The sequence below is a fragment of the Micromonospora sp. NPDC005174 genome (genome assembly GCF_040608495.1).
Classification (GTDB): Bacteria; Actinomycetota; Actinomycetes; order Mycobacteriales; family Micromonosporaceae; genus Micromonospora.
The window spans coordinates 119,233-137,487 of the sequence record NZ_JBEXIJ010000008.1 but is presented as its reverse complement, the minus strand read 5'-3'; the positions used below and the strand labels follow the sequence as shown (position 1 = coordinate 137,487).

Here is an 18,255-nt window from a genome sequence, read left to right as displayed (position 1 = left end):
AGTGCAGAAGACTCCCCGTACGAGTGGTGAAGTGGGACGCGGGTGGATAGCGTCGGGGCATGGCTGCCAAGGTGCTCGCGATCGTCCTGGCGGGTGGGGAGGGCAAGCGCCTGATGCCACTCACCACGGACCGGGCCAAGCCGGCCGTCCCGTTCGGCGGGATGTACCGCATGGTCGACTTCGTCCTCTCCAACCTGGCCAACGCCGGCTATCTCAAGATCGTCGTGTTGACCCAGTACAAGTCCCACTCCCTCGACCGACACATCACCAAGACCTGGCGGATGTCCACGCTGCTCGGCAACTACGTCACCCCGGTGCCGGCGCAGCAGCGTCGCGGCCCGTGGTGGTTCGCCGGCTCGGCCGACGCCATCTACCAGAGCTTCAACCTCATCAACGACGAGCAGCCCGACTACGTGATCGTCTTCGGCGCCGACCACATCTACCGGATGGACCCCCGGCAGATGGTCGAGGACCACATCGCCTCCGGTGCGGCGGTCACCGTCGCCGGCATCCGCCAGCCGCTGTCGATGGCCGACCAGTTCGGTGTCATCGAGGTCGGCGAGGACGGCCGCAGGATCCGGGCGTTCCGCGAGAAGCCCACCGACGCGGTCGGCCTGCCAGACGCGCCGGACGAGATCTACGCCTCGATGGGCAACTACGTCTTCACCACGCGCGCTCTCTGCGAGGCAGTCGAACGCGACGCCGCCGACAAGAGCAGCAAGCACGACATGGGCGGCAGCATCATCCCGATGCTCGTCGAGCGGGGCGAGGCGAACGTCTACGACTTCCGCGACAACGAGGTGCCGGGCAGCACCGATCGGGACCGTGGCTACTGGCGGGACGTGGGGACGCTCGACTCGTTCTACGACGCGCACATGGATCTGATCAACGTGCACCCCGTGTTCAACCTCTACAACTTCGACTGGCCGATCTACACCGAGCAGCCGCCGTGGCCGCCGGCGAAGTTCGTCCACCAGTGGGGTGAGCGGGTCGGCCGGGCGGTCGGCTCGATGGTCTCCCCCGGGGTGGTGATCTCCGGCTCGCTGGTGGAGAACTCGATCGTGTCGCCGAAGGTGCGGGTGCACTCGTGGGCGCACGTCGAGGGCTCGGTGCTGATGGAGGGCGTCGAGATCGGCCGACACGCGGTGGTCCGACGGGCGATCCTGGACAAGAACGTGTTCGTCCCCGAGGGCGTCGAGATCGGCGTCGACCTGGAGAAGGACCGCCAGCGCTACACCGTCTCCGACAACGGCATCGTGGTCATCGGCAAGGGCCAGAAGGTCGAGCCGTGACCGACAGGTACTCATCGAGGAGGATCCCGCAGTGACCCATCCCCGTGCCGGCCAGCCCGCCGAGCCCGCCGACCTGGTCGACGTGCCGCGCCTGGTGACCGCCTACTACGCCGAGCATCCGGACCCCGCGGACCCGGCGCAGCAGGTCTCCTTCGGCACCTCCGGTCACCGGGGCTCCAGCCTGCGCAACGCGTTCAACTCCGACCACATCGTCGCGGTCACCCAGGCGCTCTGCGACTACCGGCGGGAGCAGGGCCTGGACGGCCCGCTGTTCCTCGCCCGGGACACCCACGCGCTGTCCGCGCCGGCCGCCGTGGACGCGCTGGAGGTCCTCGCCGCCAACGGCGTCACCGTGCTGCTGGACAGCCGTGACGGCTACACCCCCACTCCGGCGTTGTCGCACGCGATCCTCACCCACAACCGGGGTCGTACCAGCGGGCTCGCCGACGGCATCGTCATCACCCCGTCGCACAATCCGCCGGACGACGGCGGCTTCAAGTACAACCCGACAAACGGCGGGCCCGCCGACACCGACGTCACCCGGTGGATCCAGGACCGGGCCAACGCGATCCTGGCCGCCGGGCTCAAGGAGGTCCGACGGATCACGTACGCGCGGGCCCGGGCCGCCGACACCACCGGGGAGTACGACTTCCTCGCCCACTACGTCGACGACCTGCCGGCGGCCATCGACATCGACGCCATCCGCGACGCCGGCATCCGGATCGGCGCGGACCCGCTGGGCGGTGCCAGCGTGGCGTACTGGGGCGAGATCGCCGAGCGGCACCGGCTGGACCTGACGGTGGTCAACCCGACCGTCGACCCGACCTGGCGGTTCATGACCCTCGACGGCGACGGCAAGATCCGGATGGACTGCTCGTCGCCGAACGCGATGGCATCGCTGATCGCCGCCCGCGCCGACTATCAGATCTCCACCGGCAACGACGCGGACGCCGACCGGCACGGCATCGTCACCCCCGACGGCGGCCTCATGAACCCCAACCACTTCCTCGCGGTGGCGATCGGGCACCTGTTCCGCACGCGCGCCGACTGGGGTCCGGCCGCCGCCGTCGGCAAGACCCTGGTGTCGTCCTCGATGATCGACCGGGTGGCCGCCGACCTGGGCCGGCCCCTGCTGGAGGTGCCGGTCGGGTTCAAGTGGTTCGTGCCCGGCCTGCTCGACGGGTCGGTCGGCTTCGGCGGCGAGGAGAGCGCCGGGGCGTCGTTCCTGCGCCGCGACGGCTCCACGTGGACCACCGACAAGGACGGCATCCTGCTCTGCCTGCTCGCCTCCGAGATCCTGGCCACCACCGGGCGCAGCCCGAGCGAGCACTGGGCGGAGCTGGCCGAGCGCTTCGGCGCGCCCGCGTATGCCCGCATCGACGCCCCGGCCACCCGGGAGCAGAAGGCCGTGCTCGCCAAGCTCAACCCGGACCAGGTCACCGCCACGGAGTTGGCCGGCGAGCCGATCACCGCGACCCTGACCACCGCCCCCGGTAACGGCGCCCCGATCGGTGGCCTCAAGGTGAGCACGGAGTCCGGCTGGTTCGCGGCAAGGCCCTCGGGAACGGAAGACGTCTACAAGATCTACGCCGAGTCCTTCCAGGGCCCCGACCACCTCCGCCGTCTCCAGCAGGAAGCCCAAGAGCTCGTCACCGAGGTCCTAAGCTAACGAACCGCCCCCGGCCCCCCCACCCCCCGGCCCTCCGGCCCCCCGGCCCCCCCGACCCCCCGGCCCTCCGGCCCCTCCCACCCCGTTGATCATGAAGTTATTGCCATCCGCCTCGGCGTGTCGTGGCAATAACTTCATGATCAACGGGGTGTGGGTGGGGTGGGGGTCTGGGGGGTTGGGGGGGTGGGTGGGGTTAGCAGCGTGGGGGGATGTCTTTTTCGTTGGGGTTCTGGAGTTCCTTGGGGAGCAGGGCCTTCAGTTGCTCCGGGAGGAAGGGCAGGTCCAGGAGGCTCATCTTCAACTGGTTGCGTTCCTGGTAGCGCAGCGGGTCGAAGCGGACCACCAGCCCGGCGTTGCGCCGGTAGCTGATCTCCACGGCGCCCTCGTCCGCCGCGTCACGGAAGACCAGCCCGTCCATCTCCACCACCACGGACGACGACCCCGGCTCCAACTCCAGTCGGATCTTCTCGTCGCCGGAGAGCACCACCGAGCGGGAGATGCCGGCCATCGGCGCGGACGGGGTGACGACCACGGCATCCGCCGCCGGGGAGATCAACGGACCGCCGGCGGCGTAGCTGTACGCGGTGGAGCCGATCGGCGTACTCACCACCACGGCGTCGGCACGGTAGTAGCCGTACCGCTGCCCGTCGACGGCCAGGGTGGCGGTGACGAAGCCCGAGCCGGGCCGCCGGACCAGCGCGATGTCGTTGAACGCCACGACGTCGTCGCCGCACACGTCGCAGGCCAGGCAGGCGTGCGACTCGACGGTGAAGTCCTTGGACAGCAACCGGCTCAGCGCCTCCGGCAGCGCGGGCGGCTCGATCTCGACCAGGAAGCCGAGCCGGCCCAGGTGGACGCCGAGCACCGGCTTCGGGTCGAGGATGGCGGAGCGCAGCGCCCCCAGCATGGTGCCGTCACCGCCGATGCTGATCAACGCGTCGGCGCGGACGGCCACCTCCTTCTCGGGCAGGGGCTCGACGCTGGCCGGCACGCGGTGCTTGTCCTCCGCGCGCACGAAGAGCGACTTGTGGTGGCGCGTCGCCCACCGTTCGATGATCCCGACCACCTCGGTGACATCCCGGGTGGGGTGCAGCACCAGACCCAGCCCCGACACCCGTACAGCTCACCACACCCGCGTCGGACGCGTCCGGCGTACACCCGAAGGTGCGCCGGCGGTCGCGCGGACCGCCGGCGCACACCGTGCCGTCAGCGGCGCGGACGCCCGGTCAGGTGGGTCAGCGAGCGGGCGACGAGGTCGTCGCGCGCGGCCGGTGGCAGGCCCTCCAGCCCGAAGCCCAGGTAGACGGTGTCCCCGGTGACCACCACCGACCCCTCCTCGAACGCCTGCTGGCTGCGCGACCAGTCGGTGGCGTTACCAGTGGAGCCGGCTGGCGGACCGGCCACCGTCCAGCCGCCCAGGTCCTCGGTCTCGAACGAGGTCTCGGTGACCGTGGCACCGTCGACGAGCACCCGGGCATCGTCCAGGAAGACGCCCAGGCCCTGGGTGCCCCAGTCGGAGACGTACGAGATCGACACCTCGACCTGCTTACCGGCGTACGCCGAGAGGTCGACCGAAATCTCCTGCCAGCCACCGGACGCTCCGGTGATCGCGTTCCACGCACCCGTGCTGCCGGTCGGCGAGCAGTCCGCGCTCTGGTAGTGCGTGAGGAACGGGTGCAGGGTCTGCCACCCCGACGCGCAGCTGTCCCCGGTCTCCTGGCCGGTGTGCCCGTTGGCGTCGGGCAGCGTGGTCCAGTCGTCGCTGCCCACCTCGTGCGCCTCGACGACCAGGAAGTCCCAGTTCGTCTCGATGTCGTACGAGGCGGCGAAACGCAGCTCGCCGCTCGTGGCCGCGGTGAGGTCCACGGTCCGGGTGAGCCGCTTGAACGACTCGTCGGCCTGCCCGCTCCACAGGTACCAGTCACCGGTGCGCGGATCGAATGGGGCCGACCCCGGACGCACCCAGCCGACCGGCGCGGAGCTGGCGAACTGCGGGAAGTCGTCCACCGGCAGGAAGCTCGACGTGGTCAGGAACGAGGCCGTGTGGGTCTGGTTGCCGGCCGAGCCGGGCGCGTTGAGGGTGCCGGACAGGCCGGTGTACGCCCCGTCGACGCCCTGGATCGGGTACGGGCCGTCGTCGCCCGTGCCACCGTCGCTGACGTAGGTGTGCGCGCCCAGCCAGTACTGCTGGAAGTCGTTCAGCAGCGGCAGGCAGGCCGGGTCGTCCCCGTCGGTGCACTCCGGCGGCGCGTCCGGCCGGTACACGTACGCGCCGTTGGCGCCCTGCGCGTAGAGGGCGTACTGGCCGCTGACGAGCAGCTTGCCCCCCTCGTTGAGGTAGTCACGTACGGCCAGTTCGGTGTCCAGCGCCGCCCTGGCGGCGGTGCCGGCCACCTGACCGGGGGAGCGCAGGATGACGTCGTCGCCGGTCTCCCAGACCACCGCCTTGTAGTGCGACAGCACACCGAGCGGGTGCGGGGCCGTGCGGCGCATGGCGTCGAAGTCGTACACGTCGCTGGTGCGGCCGGCGGCGGTCAGCGACGCGGCGATCTCGTCCGTGTACTTCGCGGTGGCGCCGGTCTGCGTCGGGCTCAGCCCGGTGACGTCCTCCATCGCGAGGACCAGCACGTCACCGCCGATGTCGGTGTGCACCCGGTAGGTGAAGTGTTCGCTGGCGACCACCTTGGCGCGTTGCTTGACGCCGGTGAACCAGACCTCGACCCGGTCGCCGGGCTTCGTGCCGGTGACCGTGCCGCGCAGTTCGGCGTAGTAGTCGTCGTTGGTGTCGCCGTACCGCTCGCCGCCGCGCCACTCGCGGACCCCGACCGTCTTCGGCCGACCACCGTTGACCGTGTAGTGCATCCGCACGTTCTTCAGGGCCCGACGGGTGATGGAGGCGACCTGCTGGGTGCGCCCGTACGAGGTGTCGAAGGCGTCCACCACGAAGTCGGGGGTGCTGCGGCCGACCACCGACACCGGGTCGTCCGGGTCGACCGCGGACTTCGCCACGGCCAGCGCGAACGGCAGGTTCTTGGCGACTTCGCCGGCGATCAGCGTCTCGTCGTCGGGAAAGATGAAGTCGCTGACGCAGTCCTCGGGGCGCCACTCGTCGTCCGGATCGACGGCCGCGGCGGAGTCGCAGGTGGACATCTCGGGCGTGAAGCCCAGCGTCCCGTAGCGGACGGTGGCGTGGCTGTCGGTGTCACCGTTGGTGGTGTACAGCTCCGCGGAGATGTCCGGGTCGTAGCCGGGAACGGCCGGATGGGCGTCGTCACCGGCCATCGCCTCGTAGATCACGTCATCGGGCGTCGGTGTGCTGACCTGCCAGCCCACGCCGTAGAGCAGCAGTTGGGCCGCCGAGTGGTAGTTGACGTAGAACTCGAAGCCGACCCGGCGCAGCAGCCCGTCGAGGGCCCTCGTCTCCGGTTCGGAGGAGGGTCGGGGGCCCCGGTAGGTCTCGCTGTTGGGATCGGGCGACGAGCCCTCGTTGTCGTACCCCCACTTGAAGGCGAAGTTGCGGTTCAGGTCCACGCCGTCGCCGGGGCCGATCTGGCCGTCGCCGTCGTTGTCCCGCAGGTTCTTGCGCCAGAGGCGGTTGCCGGGGGTGAACGTGTAGTCGTAGCCGTCCGGGTTGGCCACGGGCAGGAACCACAGCTCGGTCGTGTCGAGCAGGCGGGTGATCTCCCGGTTGGCGCCGTAACCCTCGAGGACGTGGTGCATGAGGCGGCGGGTCATCTCCGGAGTGATCCACTCGCGGGCGTGTTGGGCGCCGGAGTAGAGGACGGCCGGTCGCTGTCCGTCGCGGACCTTGCGCGCGTCCCTGGTCACCTTGACGGCGAGGATCGGTTTGCCCTGCTGGGTCCTGCCGATCGTCTCCACCTTGGCCAGTTTCGGGAACCGCGCGGCGGTGGCGGTCATCTCGTCGCGCAGGCCGCCCGGTTCGCTGTACGGGCGGAACGCCGACCAGCCTCCGGCGGCCTGCTCCCGGAGCGCCTGCGACGCGTCCTTGCCGCGCACCTTCTTCACCCGCAGGGGTACGCCCTTGTCGATCAGTCGCTTCGCCTGCCGCGGGGTGAGGACCGTCTCGACGGCTGTGCGTCCGGTGAAGTCCGCCGTCGCGTCGTGACCGAGGTCCACACCGGCTTCGCGCAGCAGGTCCCGCTGCTTGCCGTCGACCGTGCCGACGTACACCTCCAGGCCCTCGCGGGCGCCGGGGTCCGACGGTGGCCGCGCGCTCGCCGGTGGCGCCAGTGCCAGGGCTCCGAGCAGGGTGACCACGCCGGCGATCGCCAGTCGTCTCGGTCTCATCGCGCCTCCTTGTGTGAAGGACCTGTTGGCGCGAGCCTTCGGTCTGCACTTAAGGATGTCAATAGGTCGATCAGTGGTGGCGATCGACCGCCCGTTTCGCAGTTAACCAGCATTTCGCCATCGAAGCCGCATTCCGCACGTACGCTCACCCGTGTCCGCAGTGGTGGTGACGACATCGGATAGGGAGTACGTCGATGCGTCAGGTCCTTGGTGTGGCCCCGCAGGGCTTGATTGGCGCAGGGCGGTGTGGCGCCTGATGCGCGTGTCCTCGCGCGGCCCGGGGCGCGTGCTCGTGGGCTTCGCCCGGCTCCTGGATCTGGTCTGGACCACCGGGTCCCGGGCCCGCAGGGCCGTCCGGGGTGTGGCGAACGCCGGTCGGTTCGCCGCCCACGGGGACAACTTCGCCTTCGACCCGGACGGCGTCTACACCTACGAGACGATCGAGGTGGGCCACAACGTCGATCTCGGGCACCGTCCGATCCTCATGGCTGCTCGATCCCGGATCCGGATCGGTGACAACGTCATGTTCGGCCCGGAGGTGACCATCCGGGGTGGCAACCACCGGATCGACCGCGTCGGCGTGCCGATGGTCGCCGTCGAGAAGGGGCACGCCGACGGCGACCTCGACCGGGGGGTGACGATTGGTGACGACGTCTGGGTCGGCACCCGCGCCGTCATCCTGCACGGCGTCACGATCGGTCGTGGTGCGGTGATCGGGGCCGGCGCCGTGGTGACCCGCCCGGTGCCGGCCTACGCGGTCGCCGCCGGCAACCCGGCCCGCGTGATCCGGTTGCGCTGGCCCGTGGAGACGATCATTTCCCACGAGCAACTGCTCTATCCACCGGAACGCCGACTGACGCCGGCGGATCTGACGGCCCTGCGGGGCCTGCCCGGGGCCGAGCCGCGAACGAACTCGACCGCAGCTGCCCTGCACTGAGGGTCGGGACCAATGTCGGCTTGTAGTCGCCCGATGACGAAACGTGACGGTCGCTGTGGATGCTCGTTGGAACGGGTGACCACTCCATGGATCGCGGAGGCGAACGCATGCGACTACTCATCACCGGCGGCGCGGGCTTCATCGGGTCCAACCTGGCCCGTGCCGCGATCCTGCGCCGCAGCGTCACCGACATCCGGATCCTCGATGATCTCGCAACGGGGCAGATGAGCAATCTCGACGGCCTCGACGTCGACACGATCCCGGGCTCGATGCTCGACGACGAGGCCTTGGACCGGGCGATGGTCGGCCGGGACGCGGTGGTGCACCTGGCGGCGCTGCCCAGCGTGCCGCGTTCGCTGCGTGACCCGATCGCGTCGCACCACGCCAACGCCACCGGCACGCTGCGGGTGCTGGAGGCCGCGCGCCGTCACGAGGTGGGCCACGTCGTCGTCGCCTCGTCCTCCTCGGTCTACGGCGCGAACCCGGTGCTGCCCAAGACCGAGCTCGCCTGGACCCGCCCGCTCAGTCCGTACGCGGTCAGCAAACTCGCCACCGAGGCCTACGCGCTGGCGTACCAGTCGTCCTTCGGCCTTCCCACCCTCGCGTTCCGGTTCTTCAACGTCTTTGGCCCCGCCCAACGGCACGACCACGGCTACGCGGCCGTCATACCCCGTTTCGTCTACGCGGCACTGCGCGGTGAACCTGTCGAGCTGCACGGCGACGGTCGGCAGTCCCGCGACTTCACCTATGTCGAGACGGTCTGCGCGGTGCTGCTCGACGCGGTGGAGCGCTCGGTCTCCCATCCTCAGCCGGTCAATCTGGCCTTCGGCGCCCGGGCCGAGCTGCACACGGTGGTGTCCGAGTTGGAGCAGATCATCGGTCGCCCGATCGCCCGGCGGCACGTGGAGCCACGTACCGGGGACGTCCGCCACTCCGAGGCCGACAACCGGGTGCTCCGCTCGCTCTTTCCCGACGTGGTGCCGACTCCCCGGATCGACGGCCTGCGCGCCACCGTCGAATGGTTCGAGGCGCATGTGTTGAAGCAGCCCGCCTGATGCTCGACCGGCCCCCGGAGGCCGGGGCGGCCGCACCTGCCCTGGTCGACACGCCCGTGGACACCGCGTCGACGGCACGGGCCGCGACGGCGGAGTCGGCGGTGGGCGAGGACGACCTGTCGGTGGCGCGGCGCTCGCGTGGCCGGGCACTGGTCGCCGGCATCGCCTCGTCACTCGCCGGCAAGGCCGTCGGCCTGGTCGCGCCACTGCTGATCACCCCGATCGCCTTCCGCTATCTCGGCCCCGAGCGGTACGGCATGTGGATGGCGATCACCTCACTGACCGCGATGGCGTTGTTCGCCGACTTCGGCCTCGGAAACGGCCTGCTCACCCGGCTCTCGCGGCTCTACGCCACAGGCGATCGCGGTGCGGCGGCCCGGGAGATCGCGAGCGCGTACGCCCTGCTCGGCTCCCTGGCGGTGACGCTGGTGCTGGTGCTGGTGGCGACCATCCGGCTGGTGGCCTGGCCGGCGCTGCTGAACGTCGCGGACCCGGCGGTCGCCCGGGACGCCCGAGTGGTCGTGCTGCTCTGTTTCGGCGCCTTCCTCGTCAACATTCCGCTGGCCCTCATCCAGCGGGTGCAGTACGCCCACCAGCAGGTCGGAGCGAGCAACCTCTGGCAGGCGGCCGGCAGCCTGATCTCGGCGGGCCTGGTGGTGGTCGCCGCCGCCGCGAAGGCCGACCCGGTCCTGGTGATCGCGGCCGCGGTGCTTGCCGTGCCCCTGATGAGCCTGGCCAACTCCGTCTGGTTCTTCGGCTGGCAGCAGCCCGACCTCCGACCGCGCCTCAGGGACGTACGCGCCACGAAGGTGCGGGGCCTCCTGAGGTTGGGGTCCCGGTTCTTCGGGCTCTCCGTGCTCACCTCCCTCGCCCTCAACATCGACGGCTTCCTCGTCGGCCGGGTGCTCGGTCTGCACGCGGCCGCGAACTACGCGGTGATCCTGCGGATGTTCGCCGTGCTGGCGTTGTTCGTCACTCTGGTCAACCTGCCGCTCTGGCCGGCCAATGGAGAAGCTCTCGCCCGGGGCGACGTGAGCTGGGTCCGGCGCAGCACCCGACGAATGGTCGTCCTGTCCGCCGCGGGGGTGGCGCTGCCCGCGCTGTGCCTCGTGGTGGGTGGCAACGACATCCTGCGGATCTGGGTACGGTCCGACGACCTCGCGCGGGTGCCGATCCCGCTGTTCGTCGCGCTCGCCGTGTGGTCAGTCTGCGTCGCCGTCGCGTCGCCGCTCTTCATGGTGCAGAACAGCGTCGGGCTGCTGGGGCCGCAGTTCCTCGGTTGGGTGGCCTGCCTGACTGTCGCCGTACCGCTGAAGATCCTGCTGGCGGGCAGCGAAGGCCTCTCCGGTGTCGCATTCGCCTCGGCGCTGTCGTACGGGGTGACCGTGCTCCCCGCCGCCATCGTCGGTTACCGGAAGGCGTTGGCGGGAGTTTCCGCGAGATCGTCCACTTCACCTGAGATGGAGCATGATGGTGCGCAGCATCCTCGCTGCCCTGCGTGATCGCCGAGCGGCGGCCCGCGACCCGGAAGAGTTCGCGCGCTCGATCGGGGTGAACCTACGCGGGCGCGTACGTTTCTACGGCGTCAACCGGAGCATGTTCGGCTCCGAGCCCTGGCTGATCACACTGGGTGACAACGTCTACATCACGGCCGGCGTGCAGTTCCTCACGCATGACGGCGGCACCCTCATCCTGCGCCGGGAATATCCGGATCTCGAGTGGACCGCTCCCGTCAGTGTCGGCGACGATGTCTACATCGGTGTCCGGTCGATCATCATGCCGGGGGTCCGGATCGGGAATCGATGCATCATCGGAGCCGGCTCCGTCGTCACCCGTGACGTTCCAGACGGGAGCGTCGCCGCTGGCGTGCCCGCGCGCGTTCTGCGCACCACCGACGAGTACCTCACAGCGATGAGGGCCAAGTCGCTCGGCTGCGGCCACCTGCCTGCGCAGGAGAAGGCCGCTGTGATCCGCGAGATCTACGGAGTGTCGAGGTCCTAGACGTCAGGGGCGGCCGGCCACGAACGCGCTGACCGTGGGCCTCCAGGCGCGGTAGTCGAACGCCGACGCCCGCTCCCGGGCGCGGCGGCTCATCTGCCACCACTGCGCGTCGTCGAGGCTGAGCGCCCGCCGGAGGCCGTCCCGGACGTCGTCCGCGTCGGGCCCGGCCAGCACGATGCCCTGCCACCCGTCGTCGATGTACGTCGCCAGGTCACTGGTGTGGTTGAGCAGGACCGGGCAGCCGGCGGCCAGGCTCTCGGGCACCTTCGACGGGAAGCCCGCATCGGCGTAGCCCCCGGTGGGTCGGACCAGCACCGAGTAGTGCGCCGTGCGCAACTCCGCCAGAACGCGGTCGCGCGACACCCGGCCCAGGAAGACGATCTGGTCGGTGAGGTCCGCCACGACCGTATCGTCCAGGTCGGACATGGCGGCGGCCTGCTCCTGGGTCATCCCGGCCACGGTCAGCCGCACCCGCTGACGCTCAGGTTCCGGCAGCCGGCGAATGCCCTCCAGCACCGCGGCGAGGCGGTCCTTGGGCCCTGCGGTGCCGGCGTACAGCAACCGCAGACCGTCCCTCAGCGACGGCGGGGCGGGTTCGTGATAATCGGCGCAGTCGACCTGGGGCGGCACCACCAGGATGGGGCGGTTCGGCCGGGCGAGGCGTCGTTGCAGCGTCGTGGAGATCGCGATGACCCGATCCGCCAACCGTTCCGCGAGCAGGGAGTGCCACCGGTGCCGGATGAAGTAGGGCGTCAGGCGTCCGTGGCGGAACTGTCCGGGCTCGTGCCGTTCGAGCACGTCCACGGTCAACGGACAGCGCATCGTCAGCCGCAACACGATCCAGGTGCTCAGGTTCCACAAGCCCAGCGGGAGGCAGATGCCGGTGACCTCACCGGTGGGTACCCCCGCCTGACGCAGGGCTCTGAGCACGCGAAGCGGGCGGCTCTGCCGGCGCGCCCAGCGCCGGAGTCTCCCGCCCCCGTCGGCGGCGAACAGCGTGATCAGTCGCAGTTCGGGTGGCAGGGTGACCGGCTCGGGTGGGCGTTCGGTGCCGGGCCAGTCGTTCACGATCACGGTCGTCGCGCCCGGGGGAGTCGCGGAGCGGGCCAGTTGGAGCAGCCGGTTCGACATGGCGTCACCGTGCGGGAACCGGTACGCCGCCACCATGACCACTCGTGGCGCCGGCTCGCCCGGGGCGATCGACGACCGAGCTGGAGAGGTGAGGGTCTCGTCGCTTTTCATGCGTTCCGTTCGTATAAAGCGTGTCTCAAACGTTTGACGGCTATTGCCGGTGTTACTGTACGCACCGATGCGGTTACCGAGGATCAGGGCGCGCCGTCGGTGGCCCACGGTCGACGATGGAGTGTCAGTGCAGCCAGTTCGCCGGGACGACCACGGTCCGAGCGCTCCACCGGTGCGCGCACGGCCGGTCGTCGTGCAGCACTCGGCCGGCACGCCCGGCGCCAACGGGCCACTGACCGCCGTGGGGCGGGTGCTGGATTCCGCCCTCGGCGAGCGGTACGAGTTCGTCCGCATGCATCAGGTCGGCGGCAACGGCGGTCTCAACGTGCCGTTGTTGCGCGAATGGGTCCGACTCCTGCGGCGGGTGCGACCCGATCTGGTGCACGTGCGCGGCCTGCAGAACGAGGGTTTTCACGGCGTGCTCGCCGCCCGGTTGGCCGGCTGTCCCAGAATCCTGGTCACCGTGCACGGCACCGTGCGGGACCTGAGGCACGCCGGCCGCAGTTGGCGTAGAGCGCTGTTGGCCGGTGGCGCGGAACCGGCCACTCTGCGGATGGCCAGCCACGTCGCCACGGTGTGCGAGTACGCCGCCGGCCGGGACTTCGTGCGGGCACATGCCGGCAGGTTCGTCGGCGTGATCCCCAACGGGGTTCCACTACCCGCCGACGTGGGCAGCGTGCGGAGCACTCGACGTGCCGCCCTCGGCCTGGGCCACGAGGACGTGGTCATGATCGCGGTAGCGCGGCTGAACTGGGACAAGGGCTTCGGGGTGCTGGCCGACGCGCTGCGGCGACTGCCGCCGCCACCGCGCCGCCGGGTGCTGCTGGTCGCCGGTGACGGACCGGACCGCGCGGGAATCACCGAAGCCCTGGCCGGTGTCCACGGCACCGAGGTGCGGCTGCTCGGCAGTCGGCTCGACGTGCCGGATCTTCTCTCGGCCGCCGACATCTTCGTCTTTCCCACCCTGCACGAGAACCTGTCCAACGCGCTGCTGGAGGCGATGGCCCACGGGCTGCCCGTCGTGGCCTCCGCCGTCGGCGGCAACGTCGAGGTGCTGCGCCAGGGTGGCGGTCATCTCGTGCCGGCGGGAGACCCGGTCGCGTTCGCCGCCGCCCTCGAGCCGTTGCTCGACGACGCCGCCGAACGTCGGCATCTGGGGGAGACGGGCCGCAAGGTGGTGCACGACGCGTACAGCCTGCCGGTGATGCTCCGGTCCCTCGACGACGTCTACCAGCGCATCCTGCGAGGAGCGGCGTGACCGACGAGCACTGCCCCCGCGTACTGCTGCTCGGCTTCACGGTCGCCGACGACGTGCTCCGAGAGATCGTGGCGCGCGATGTCGTCCTGCCCACCCAGACGCACACGTTCGCCTGGGCCCTGGTGCGGAGCCTCCGCGCGGCGGGCTGTCCGGTACGTCTGCTCTCCGCGGCACCCGCATCGACGTTCCCGCGCAACCGGCAGATCCACTTCCGCTCGGGGCAGTTCCAGCAGGACGGCGTGCACGGGGAACTGCTCGGCTTCGTCAATCTGCTCGGCCTGAAGCACCTGACCCGGTTCGTTGCCGCCGTACGCGCCGGGTCGCGGACGTTGCGCCGGCACGGCGACGACGTCCTGCTCATCCACGGCGTCCACACGCCGTTCCTGTGGTTCGGTGTCCTGGTCGCGCGGCGTGGCACGGCACGGGTGGTGCCGGTGCTGACCGATCCTCCCGGTGTGGTTCTCCCCTCCGACGGGCGGATCGTCCGCGCGCTGCGCCGGCTGGATCACGCGCTGGTCCGGATGGCGCTGCGTCGCTCCTCCGGCGTCGTGGTGCTCACTGCGGCACTTGGCGAGGATTTCGCGCCATCGATTCCCCGCCTGGTCATGGAGGGGATCTGCGATCCACCCGCCGCCGGGGCGTCACCTGGCGGACCCGCTGCCGTCCCGACCCGACCGGACACCGCCACCCGCGACATCGTCTACGCCGGTGGGCTGACCCGCGCGTACGGTGTGGACCGTCTCGTCGAGGCGTTTCGCGGTATGGCTGACCCGGACCTGCGCCTGCTCCTGTTCGGGCGGGGCGAGCTGGAGGAGTGGGCGCGGACGCAGGCGGAGGTCGATCCGCGGATCTCCCCGCCGGAGCTGCTGGACCGCGCCGAGCTGGTGCAACGCCTCGCCGGCGCGTCGGTGCTGGTGAACCCGCGACCGGTGGATCAGACGTTCGTCCGCTACTCGTTCCCGTCGAAGCTCATCGAGTACCTGTCCACCGGCGTTCCCGTGGTGACCACACGGTTGCCGGGCATCCCGCCCGACTACGAGCCGTACCTGCGCTTCGCGGAGACGGACACGGCCGACGGGCTGTGCGACGCGCTGCGGCACCTGCTGGCGATGCCTCCCGGGGAGAGAGCCGCCCTCGGCGCTGCCGGTGCCGCCTTCGTGCGGGAGACCCGCGGTCCGGAACCGCAGGGCCGACGCATCCGGTCGTTCCTGGCCGGCCTGTCGGTCGCCCACTCAGGGGATGTGGACACCGCCGAGCAGGGGCACGGCTCGCCGCTGCACCTCGGGCGGCCGTGAATCGCCCGCGCCGTTCGTCAGGGCGTTCCACAGGTACAGCATCAGCAGGGTGGCGAGACCGATCATCCCCGGGCGGGACATGCCGAGCTGATTGTTCGCCGGGATGTACGTGACGAGCAGGCACATCTGCACGAAGAGCAGGGTCGGCAGGATGCCGCCAGCGAGGTTGACCGCACGCCAGAGCCCGGCGAAGAACCAGCCCAGCAACGCCATGAACAGGACGGTCCCCGGGAACGTGAGGTCAGAGGCCAGCCAGGGATAGATCGTCGACCAGTACATACCCGCCGGCCATCCCGTCCGGGCCTCGGTACGCGTGGGATAGGCCGGATACCGGTCCGCGTCGACGCCGAAATACTGCGTGCCGTACGAGGTGACGGCCGGGGTGCTGCCGAGACCGTGCGACCAGACGAACGGTGTGTCGAGGTTGTACGCGAGACCGAGATAGCCGTGGGTCGGATAGATCATCAGAGCGGCCACTCCGGTCGCGGCATGCTCGCCGACGATCCGCTCCACCGTCGGGTTGGCACGGACACGGTCCTGGGTGCCGAACTGGTCCACCCGATCGGCCTGGTTGCTGACCAGATAGGCGCAGAAGAGGGCCACGACGACCGCCACCAGCACTGTCGCGCGTCGACGCTTCTTCGTCCGGCCGAGCCGGCCCGGCCCACGCGAGGCGGCCATGAGCAGGCTGGCCGCCATCATGAGCACGACGTCGCCGAGCCCTTTGAGGGTGCCGATATAGAGGAAGAAGAGGCTGTAGACACCGACGCCCGCGATGCCGGCGGCTCGCAGGCCGCTGGACAACCGCCGCCAGTGGACGACAAGCAGTGGGACGAGCACCGTACCCAGCACGCCGAGCAGAGTGAGAACCTGGATGGCCGGATTCGTGCGCCCGCTGTCCTGCTGCTGCTGGTAGACCGTGAACTTGTTCAGGTAGGCCGCCGCGGGGTTCTGCAGACTGGCGAGGATGCTGCCGGGGCCGGTCGCCCCGTATTCGAGCAGCAGGGCGACGCCGAGCGCGACGTGGTAGATCCCGCCGGCCAGGACGAGCCTGCGGATCCGCCGGATGTCGGTCGACCTCGTCGCGCCGCCGGATCGTCGAGGTGTACCGCGGCGGTAGAGCTGCGCGGCGTAACCGGCGGCGAAGGCGCCGGTGGCGCTGAACACGAACAGGCACAGCTTGGCCGGGTTCGGGACCTGTTGCGCCAGCGCCCCGGCCCAGAAGAAGCCGAATGTCCCCAGCATCCAGCCGACGGCCAGTATCAGTGGCAACCAGGCGCGCGACGAATGGCGAAAGGGTCCCTGGTGGTGAACGGGCTCTGTGGGAACGGGCGCAGGTGCGTTCCAACGTGTGGTGCTCGGTGCTGTCGTGGTCATCCGGCTGGTGCTCCCGCGTCAATTCCCGATCCGCCGGGTGCCTCCCGGCCGGGCTGGTTCCACTCGTCCCCGATCTGGTCCGCCGGGTCGACACGTGGATCGACCAGAGGTCTGTCGCCGTGCGAGCAGGTCAGGTCGCGGGCGGGGCATTCCCGATGGTGGTGTCACAAGTGTTGAGGGTTTTATATCAGTGGCCGAAACGATATCTGGCAGCTTTCGCGAATGCCGGTCGCGCGCATGGCGGCTCTCCACAGCGCCTACGACGTCGACCGTCTCGTAGCTGGCTCCAAAGTTGCCGATATTGGGTGCAGTCCAACAGTTTCCCGGCGGCTCCCGGTCGCGTTGGGCGATGAAGGGGGTATCGGTCGGGCCGCAGGAGCGGGACAGGGCCGCCTTGAAGAGGGGACGCAACGGCATGGTGCGGACCATGGGGGCGCAGCTCGGCTACCGTCGGGACCATCAGTTGCCGGCGGTGAACCTGTGGGGCGGGCTGGGGCTGGTCCTCGTGTGCGTGCTCGCCGCAGTGGCTCCGGTGGCGCCGGCCACCGTGCAGGGGCGGTATGTGTTGATGGCACTGCTGCTGATCGTGCCGTCGGCGTGGCGCTGTCTCGGGTGGCCGGATCTCCTCGCGGTCGTGTTGGCCGTCTGGGCGAGCGCCGCGGCAATCAGCGTGACCGGGGTGCCGTCGTCTGCCAACGCCCTGTGGGCGTACTGGGGGATGTGCACGCTGTTCGTCGCGGCGCGGGGAGCGGTGACCAACGCCTCGCATTTCGCGTTGGTGGGCTGCGCCTACCTCGGCGGGTGCGTGTGGGCGGCCGTCGAGGTGGTGAGCAGCGCTCGGGGGGTCGACCCCACGATCGACCCGGCACTGATCCGCGTCGGGATCGGCGCGGTGAACCCGAACTACACAGCCTATTCGCTGGTCACCGGGGTGGTGGTAGCGGTCGCGGTGGCGCGGGCGGGTGGGCTGTCCCGGCGGCTGCGGCTCGCCGTGCTGGCCGCGATCCCGCTGCTGGCCTACGCGGTGGTGTGGAACGGCACCCGGGGCGCGCTCATGGCCCTCGTGTTGGTCGGTGGATATCTGCTCGCGGCTCGGGCCGCGCCCCGGGTCGCGTGGACCTCGATCGCGGTAGCGGCTCCGGCCCTGCTCATCGCCATCCCTTTCGGGGTGTACGGGGACTCGCGGCTGCTGTGGTTGCAGGAGTTCTTCGCCCGCAGGGACGACAACATGTCGGGGCGGCTCTATCTGTGGGCGCTGGCCCGGCAGGTGTGGGAGGGGCACATCTGGACGGGCATCGGGCCGGGCATGTTCCCGACCGTTACCGGCATCGGAGCGCACAGCGTCCCGTTGACCATCGCCGTGGAGCTGGGTGCTGTCGGGCTGGCGCTGTTCGCCGCGCTCGGGGTGGCGGTGCTGATCGGGCCGGCGGGCTCGGGCACGGTCGGCAAATGCCTCGCCGGCGTGTTGGTCCTGGCGTGGCTGCCGATCCTCCTGTCCGGTCACTGGGAACTGTCTCCCGCCGGTTGGTTGGTCGCGGCGCTGTGGTCGCGGTTGTCACCAGGGACGTGGCGGTGGGCGGCCAAGGGAACGTCGATACTGCCGAGGTCGGGAAAGATGGCCGGACGGCACCGGGCCGACGAGGACGTGCCGCCCGTAATCTCTTCGCCCACTTCGATCTTCCCCGTCCGCGCTGGCTCGTCGTGACGCTGGGTGCGAGAGGTTTCCGAATCGATCGGAAACGCGGTGGGCTCCAGTCCGCGAACGCAATTCGTCTTGGCCTGCGCCACGATTGAGTGCCCGATTCACATTGGACGTCCGGA

General features: G+C 70.1%; 13 protein-coding genes. 9 read left to right on the top strand and 4 right to left on the bottom strand.

What is annotated here, in order from left to right; genetic code table 11:
• The first annotated feature begins 59 nt into the window (after positions 1-59).
• Together glgC and pgm are read left to right on the top strand one after the other, a co-directional pair.
• The gene (gene glgC, locus ABZU91_RS12230; RefSeq protein WP_355237999.1) at positions 60-1,292 is read left to right on the top strand and encodes a glucose-1-phosphate adenylyltransferase; all 1,233 of its coding nucleotides are present in this window, start codon (positions 60-62) and stop codon (positions 1,290-1,292) included.
• A 31-nt stretch (positions 1,293-1,323) separates the two neighbouring features.
• Positions 1,324-2,961: a phosphoglucomutase (alpha-D-glucose-1,6-bisphosphate-dependent) gene (gene pgm, locus ABZU91_RS12225; RefSeq protein ID WP_355237996.1), complete on the top strand. Its 1,638-nt coding sequence runs from the start codon at positions 1,324-1,326 to the stop codon at positions 2,959-2,961.
• 193 nt (positions 2,962-3,154) lie between these two features.
• Here pgm and ABZU91_RS12220 read toward each other — a convergent pair whose 3' ends face one another.
• The gene (locus ABZU91_RS12220) at positions 3,155-4,075 is read right to left on the bottom strand and encodes an NAD(+)/NADH kinase (RefSeq protein ID WP_355237993.1); all 921 of its coding nucleotides are present in this window, start codon (positions 4,073-4,075) and stop codon (positions 3,155-3,157) included.
• A 92-nt stretch (positions 4,076-4,167) separates the two neighbouring features.
• Positions 4,168-7,269 (bottom strand): M14 family zinc carboxypeptidase, encoded by a 3,102-nt coding sequence (locus ABZU91_RS12215; protein WP_355237990.1) that lies wholly within the window; start codon positions 7,267-7,269, stop codon positions 4,168-4,170.
• Between the two features lie 256 nt (positions 7,270-7,525).
• Here ABZU91_RS12215 and ABZU91_RS12210 point away from each other — a divergent pair, with 256 nt between their 5' ends.
• From ABZU91_RS12210 to ABZU91_RS12195, 4 genes are all read left to right on the top strand, one after another.
• Positions 7,526-8,206: an acyltransferase gene (locus tag ABZU91_RS12210; protein ID WP_355237987.1), complete on the top strand. Its 681-nt coding sequence runs from the start codon at positions 7,526-7,528 to the stop codon at positions 8,204-8,206.
• A 107-nt stretch (positions 8,207-8,313) separates the two neighbouring features.
• Complete coding sequence (locus ABZU91_RS12205) at positions 8,314-9,261, top strand: NAD-dependent epimerase/dehydratase family protein (protein WP_355237984.1); 948 nt, start codon at positions 8,314-8,316, stop codon at positions 9,259-9,261.
• Entirely contained in the window at positions 9,261-10,763 is a 1,503-nt protein-coding gene (locus ABZU91_RS12200) for a lipopolysaccharide biosynthesis protein (protein WP_355237981.1), read from the top strand. The genes ABZU91_RS12205 and ABZU91_RS12200 overlap by 1 nt, the downstream gene beginning before the upstream one ends.
• Positions 10,732-11,262, top strand: coding sequence for a DapH/DapD/GlmU-related protein (locus ABZU91_RS12195; RefSeq protein WP_355238296.1), 531 nt, complete (start codon positions 10,732-10,734; stop codon positions 11,260-11,262). The genes ABZU91_RS12200 and ABZU91_RS12195 overlap by 32 nt, the downstream gene beginning before the upstream one ends.
• A gap of 3 nt (positions 11,263-11,265) precedes the next feature.
• Here the strand turns inward: ABZU91_RS12195 and ABZU91_RS12190 are convergent, their stop codons facing one another.
• The gene (locus tag ABZU91_RS12190; protein WP_355237978.1) at positions 11,266-12,504 is read right to left on the bottom strand and encodes a glycosyltransferase; all 1,239 of its coding nucleotides are present in this window, start codon (positions 12,502-12,504) and stop codon (positions 11,266-11,268) included.
• 127 nt (positions 12,505-12,631) lie between these two features.
• Here ABZU91_RS12190 and ABZU91_RS12185 point away from each other — a divergent pair, with 127 nt between their 5' ends.
• Positions 12,632-13,762, top strand: coding sequence for a glycosyltransferase family 4 protein (locus tag ABZU91_RS12185; protein WP_355237976.1), 1,131 nt, complete (start codon positions 12,632-12,634; stop codon positions 13,760-13,762).
• On the top strand, positions 13,759-15,057 hold the full coding sequence (locus ABZU91_RS12180; protein ID WP_355237973.1) for a glycosyltransferase family 4 protein: 1,299 nt from the start codon (positions 13,759-13,761) through the stop codon (positions 15,055-15,057). Before ABZU91_RS12185 ends, ABZU91_RS12180 begins: the two co-directional genes overlap by 4 nt.
• Here ABZU91_RS12180 and ABZU91_RS12175 read toward each other — a convergent pair.
• On the bottom strand, positions 14,995-16,302 hold the full coding sequence (locus ABZU91_RS12175; RefSeq protein WP_355237970.1) for a hypothetical protein: 1,308 nt from the start codon (positions 16,300-16,302) through the stop codon (positions 14,995-14,997). The two genes, ABZU91_RS12180 and ABZU91_RS12175, sit on opposite strands and share 63 nt — an antisense overlap.
• Before the next feature lie 481 nt (positions 16,303-16,783).
• Here ABZU91_RS12175 and ABZU91_RS12170 point away from each other — a divergent pair, with 481 nt between their 5' ends.
• Positions 16,784-18,139: an O-antigen ligase family protein gene (locus tag ABZU91_RS12170; protein WP_355237967.1), complete on the top strand. Its 1,356-nt coding sequence runs from the start codon at positions 16,784-16,786 to the stop codon at positions 18,137-18,139.
• The last annotated feature ends 116 nt before the right edge of the window (positions 18,140-18,255 follow it).

Bases quoted from the DNA above. Each gene is read 5' to 3' on its own strand.
- glgC (WP_355237999.1), top strand. From the start codon at position 60: ATGGCTGCCAAGGTGCTCGCGATCGTCCTGGCGGGTGGGGAGGGCAAG.
- ABZU91_RS12195 (WP_355238296.1), top strand. From the start codon at position 10,732: ATGGTGCGCAGCATCCTCGCTGCCCTGCGTGATCGCCGAGCGGCGGCC.
- ABZU91_RS12190 (WP_355237978.1), bottom strand. From the start codon at position 12,504: ATGAAAAGCGACGAGACCCTCACCTCTCCAGCTCGGTCGTCGATCGCC.
- ABZU91_RS12175 (WP_355237970.1), bottom strand. From the start codon at position 16,302: ATGCTGGGGACATTCGGCTTCTTCTGGGCCGGGGCGCTGGCGCAACAG.
- ABZU91_RS12215 (WP_355237990.1), bottom strand. From the start codon at position 7,269: ATGAGACCGAGACGACTGGCGATCGCCGGCGTGGTCACCCTGCTCGGA.
- ABZU91_RS12205 (WP_355237984.1), top strand. From the start codon at position 8,314: ATGCGACTACTCATCACCGGCGGCGCGGGCTTCATCGGGTCCAACCTG.
- ABZU91_RS12170 (WP_355237967.1), top strand. From the start codon at position 16,784: ATGAAGGGGGTATCGGTCGGGCCGCAGGAGCGGGACAGGGCCGCCTTG.
- ABZU91_RS12210 (WP_355237987.1), top strand. From the start codon at position 7,526: ATGCGCGTGTCCTCGCGCGGCCCGGGGCGCGTGCTCGTGGGCTTCGCC.
- ABZU91_RS12200 (WP_355237981.1), top strand. From the start codon at position 9,261: ATGCTCGACCGGCCCCCGGAGGCCGGGGCGGCCGCACCTGCCCTGGTC.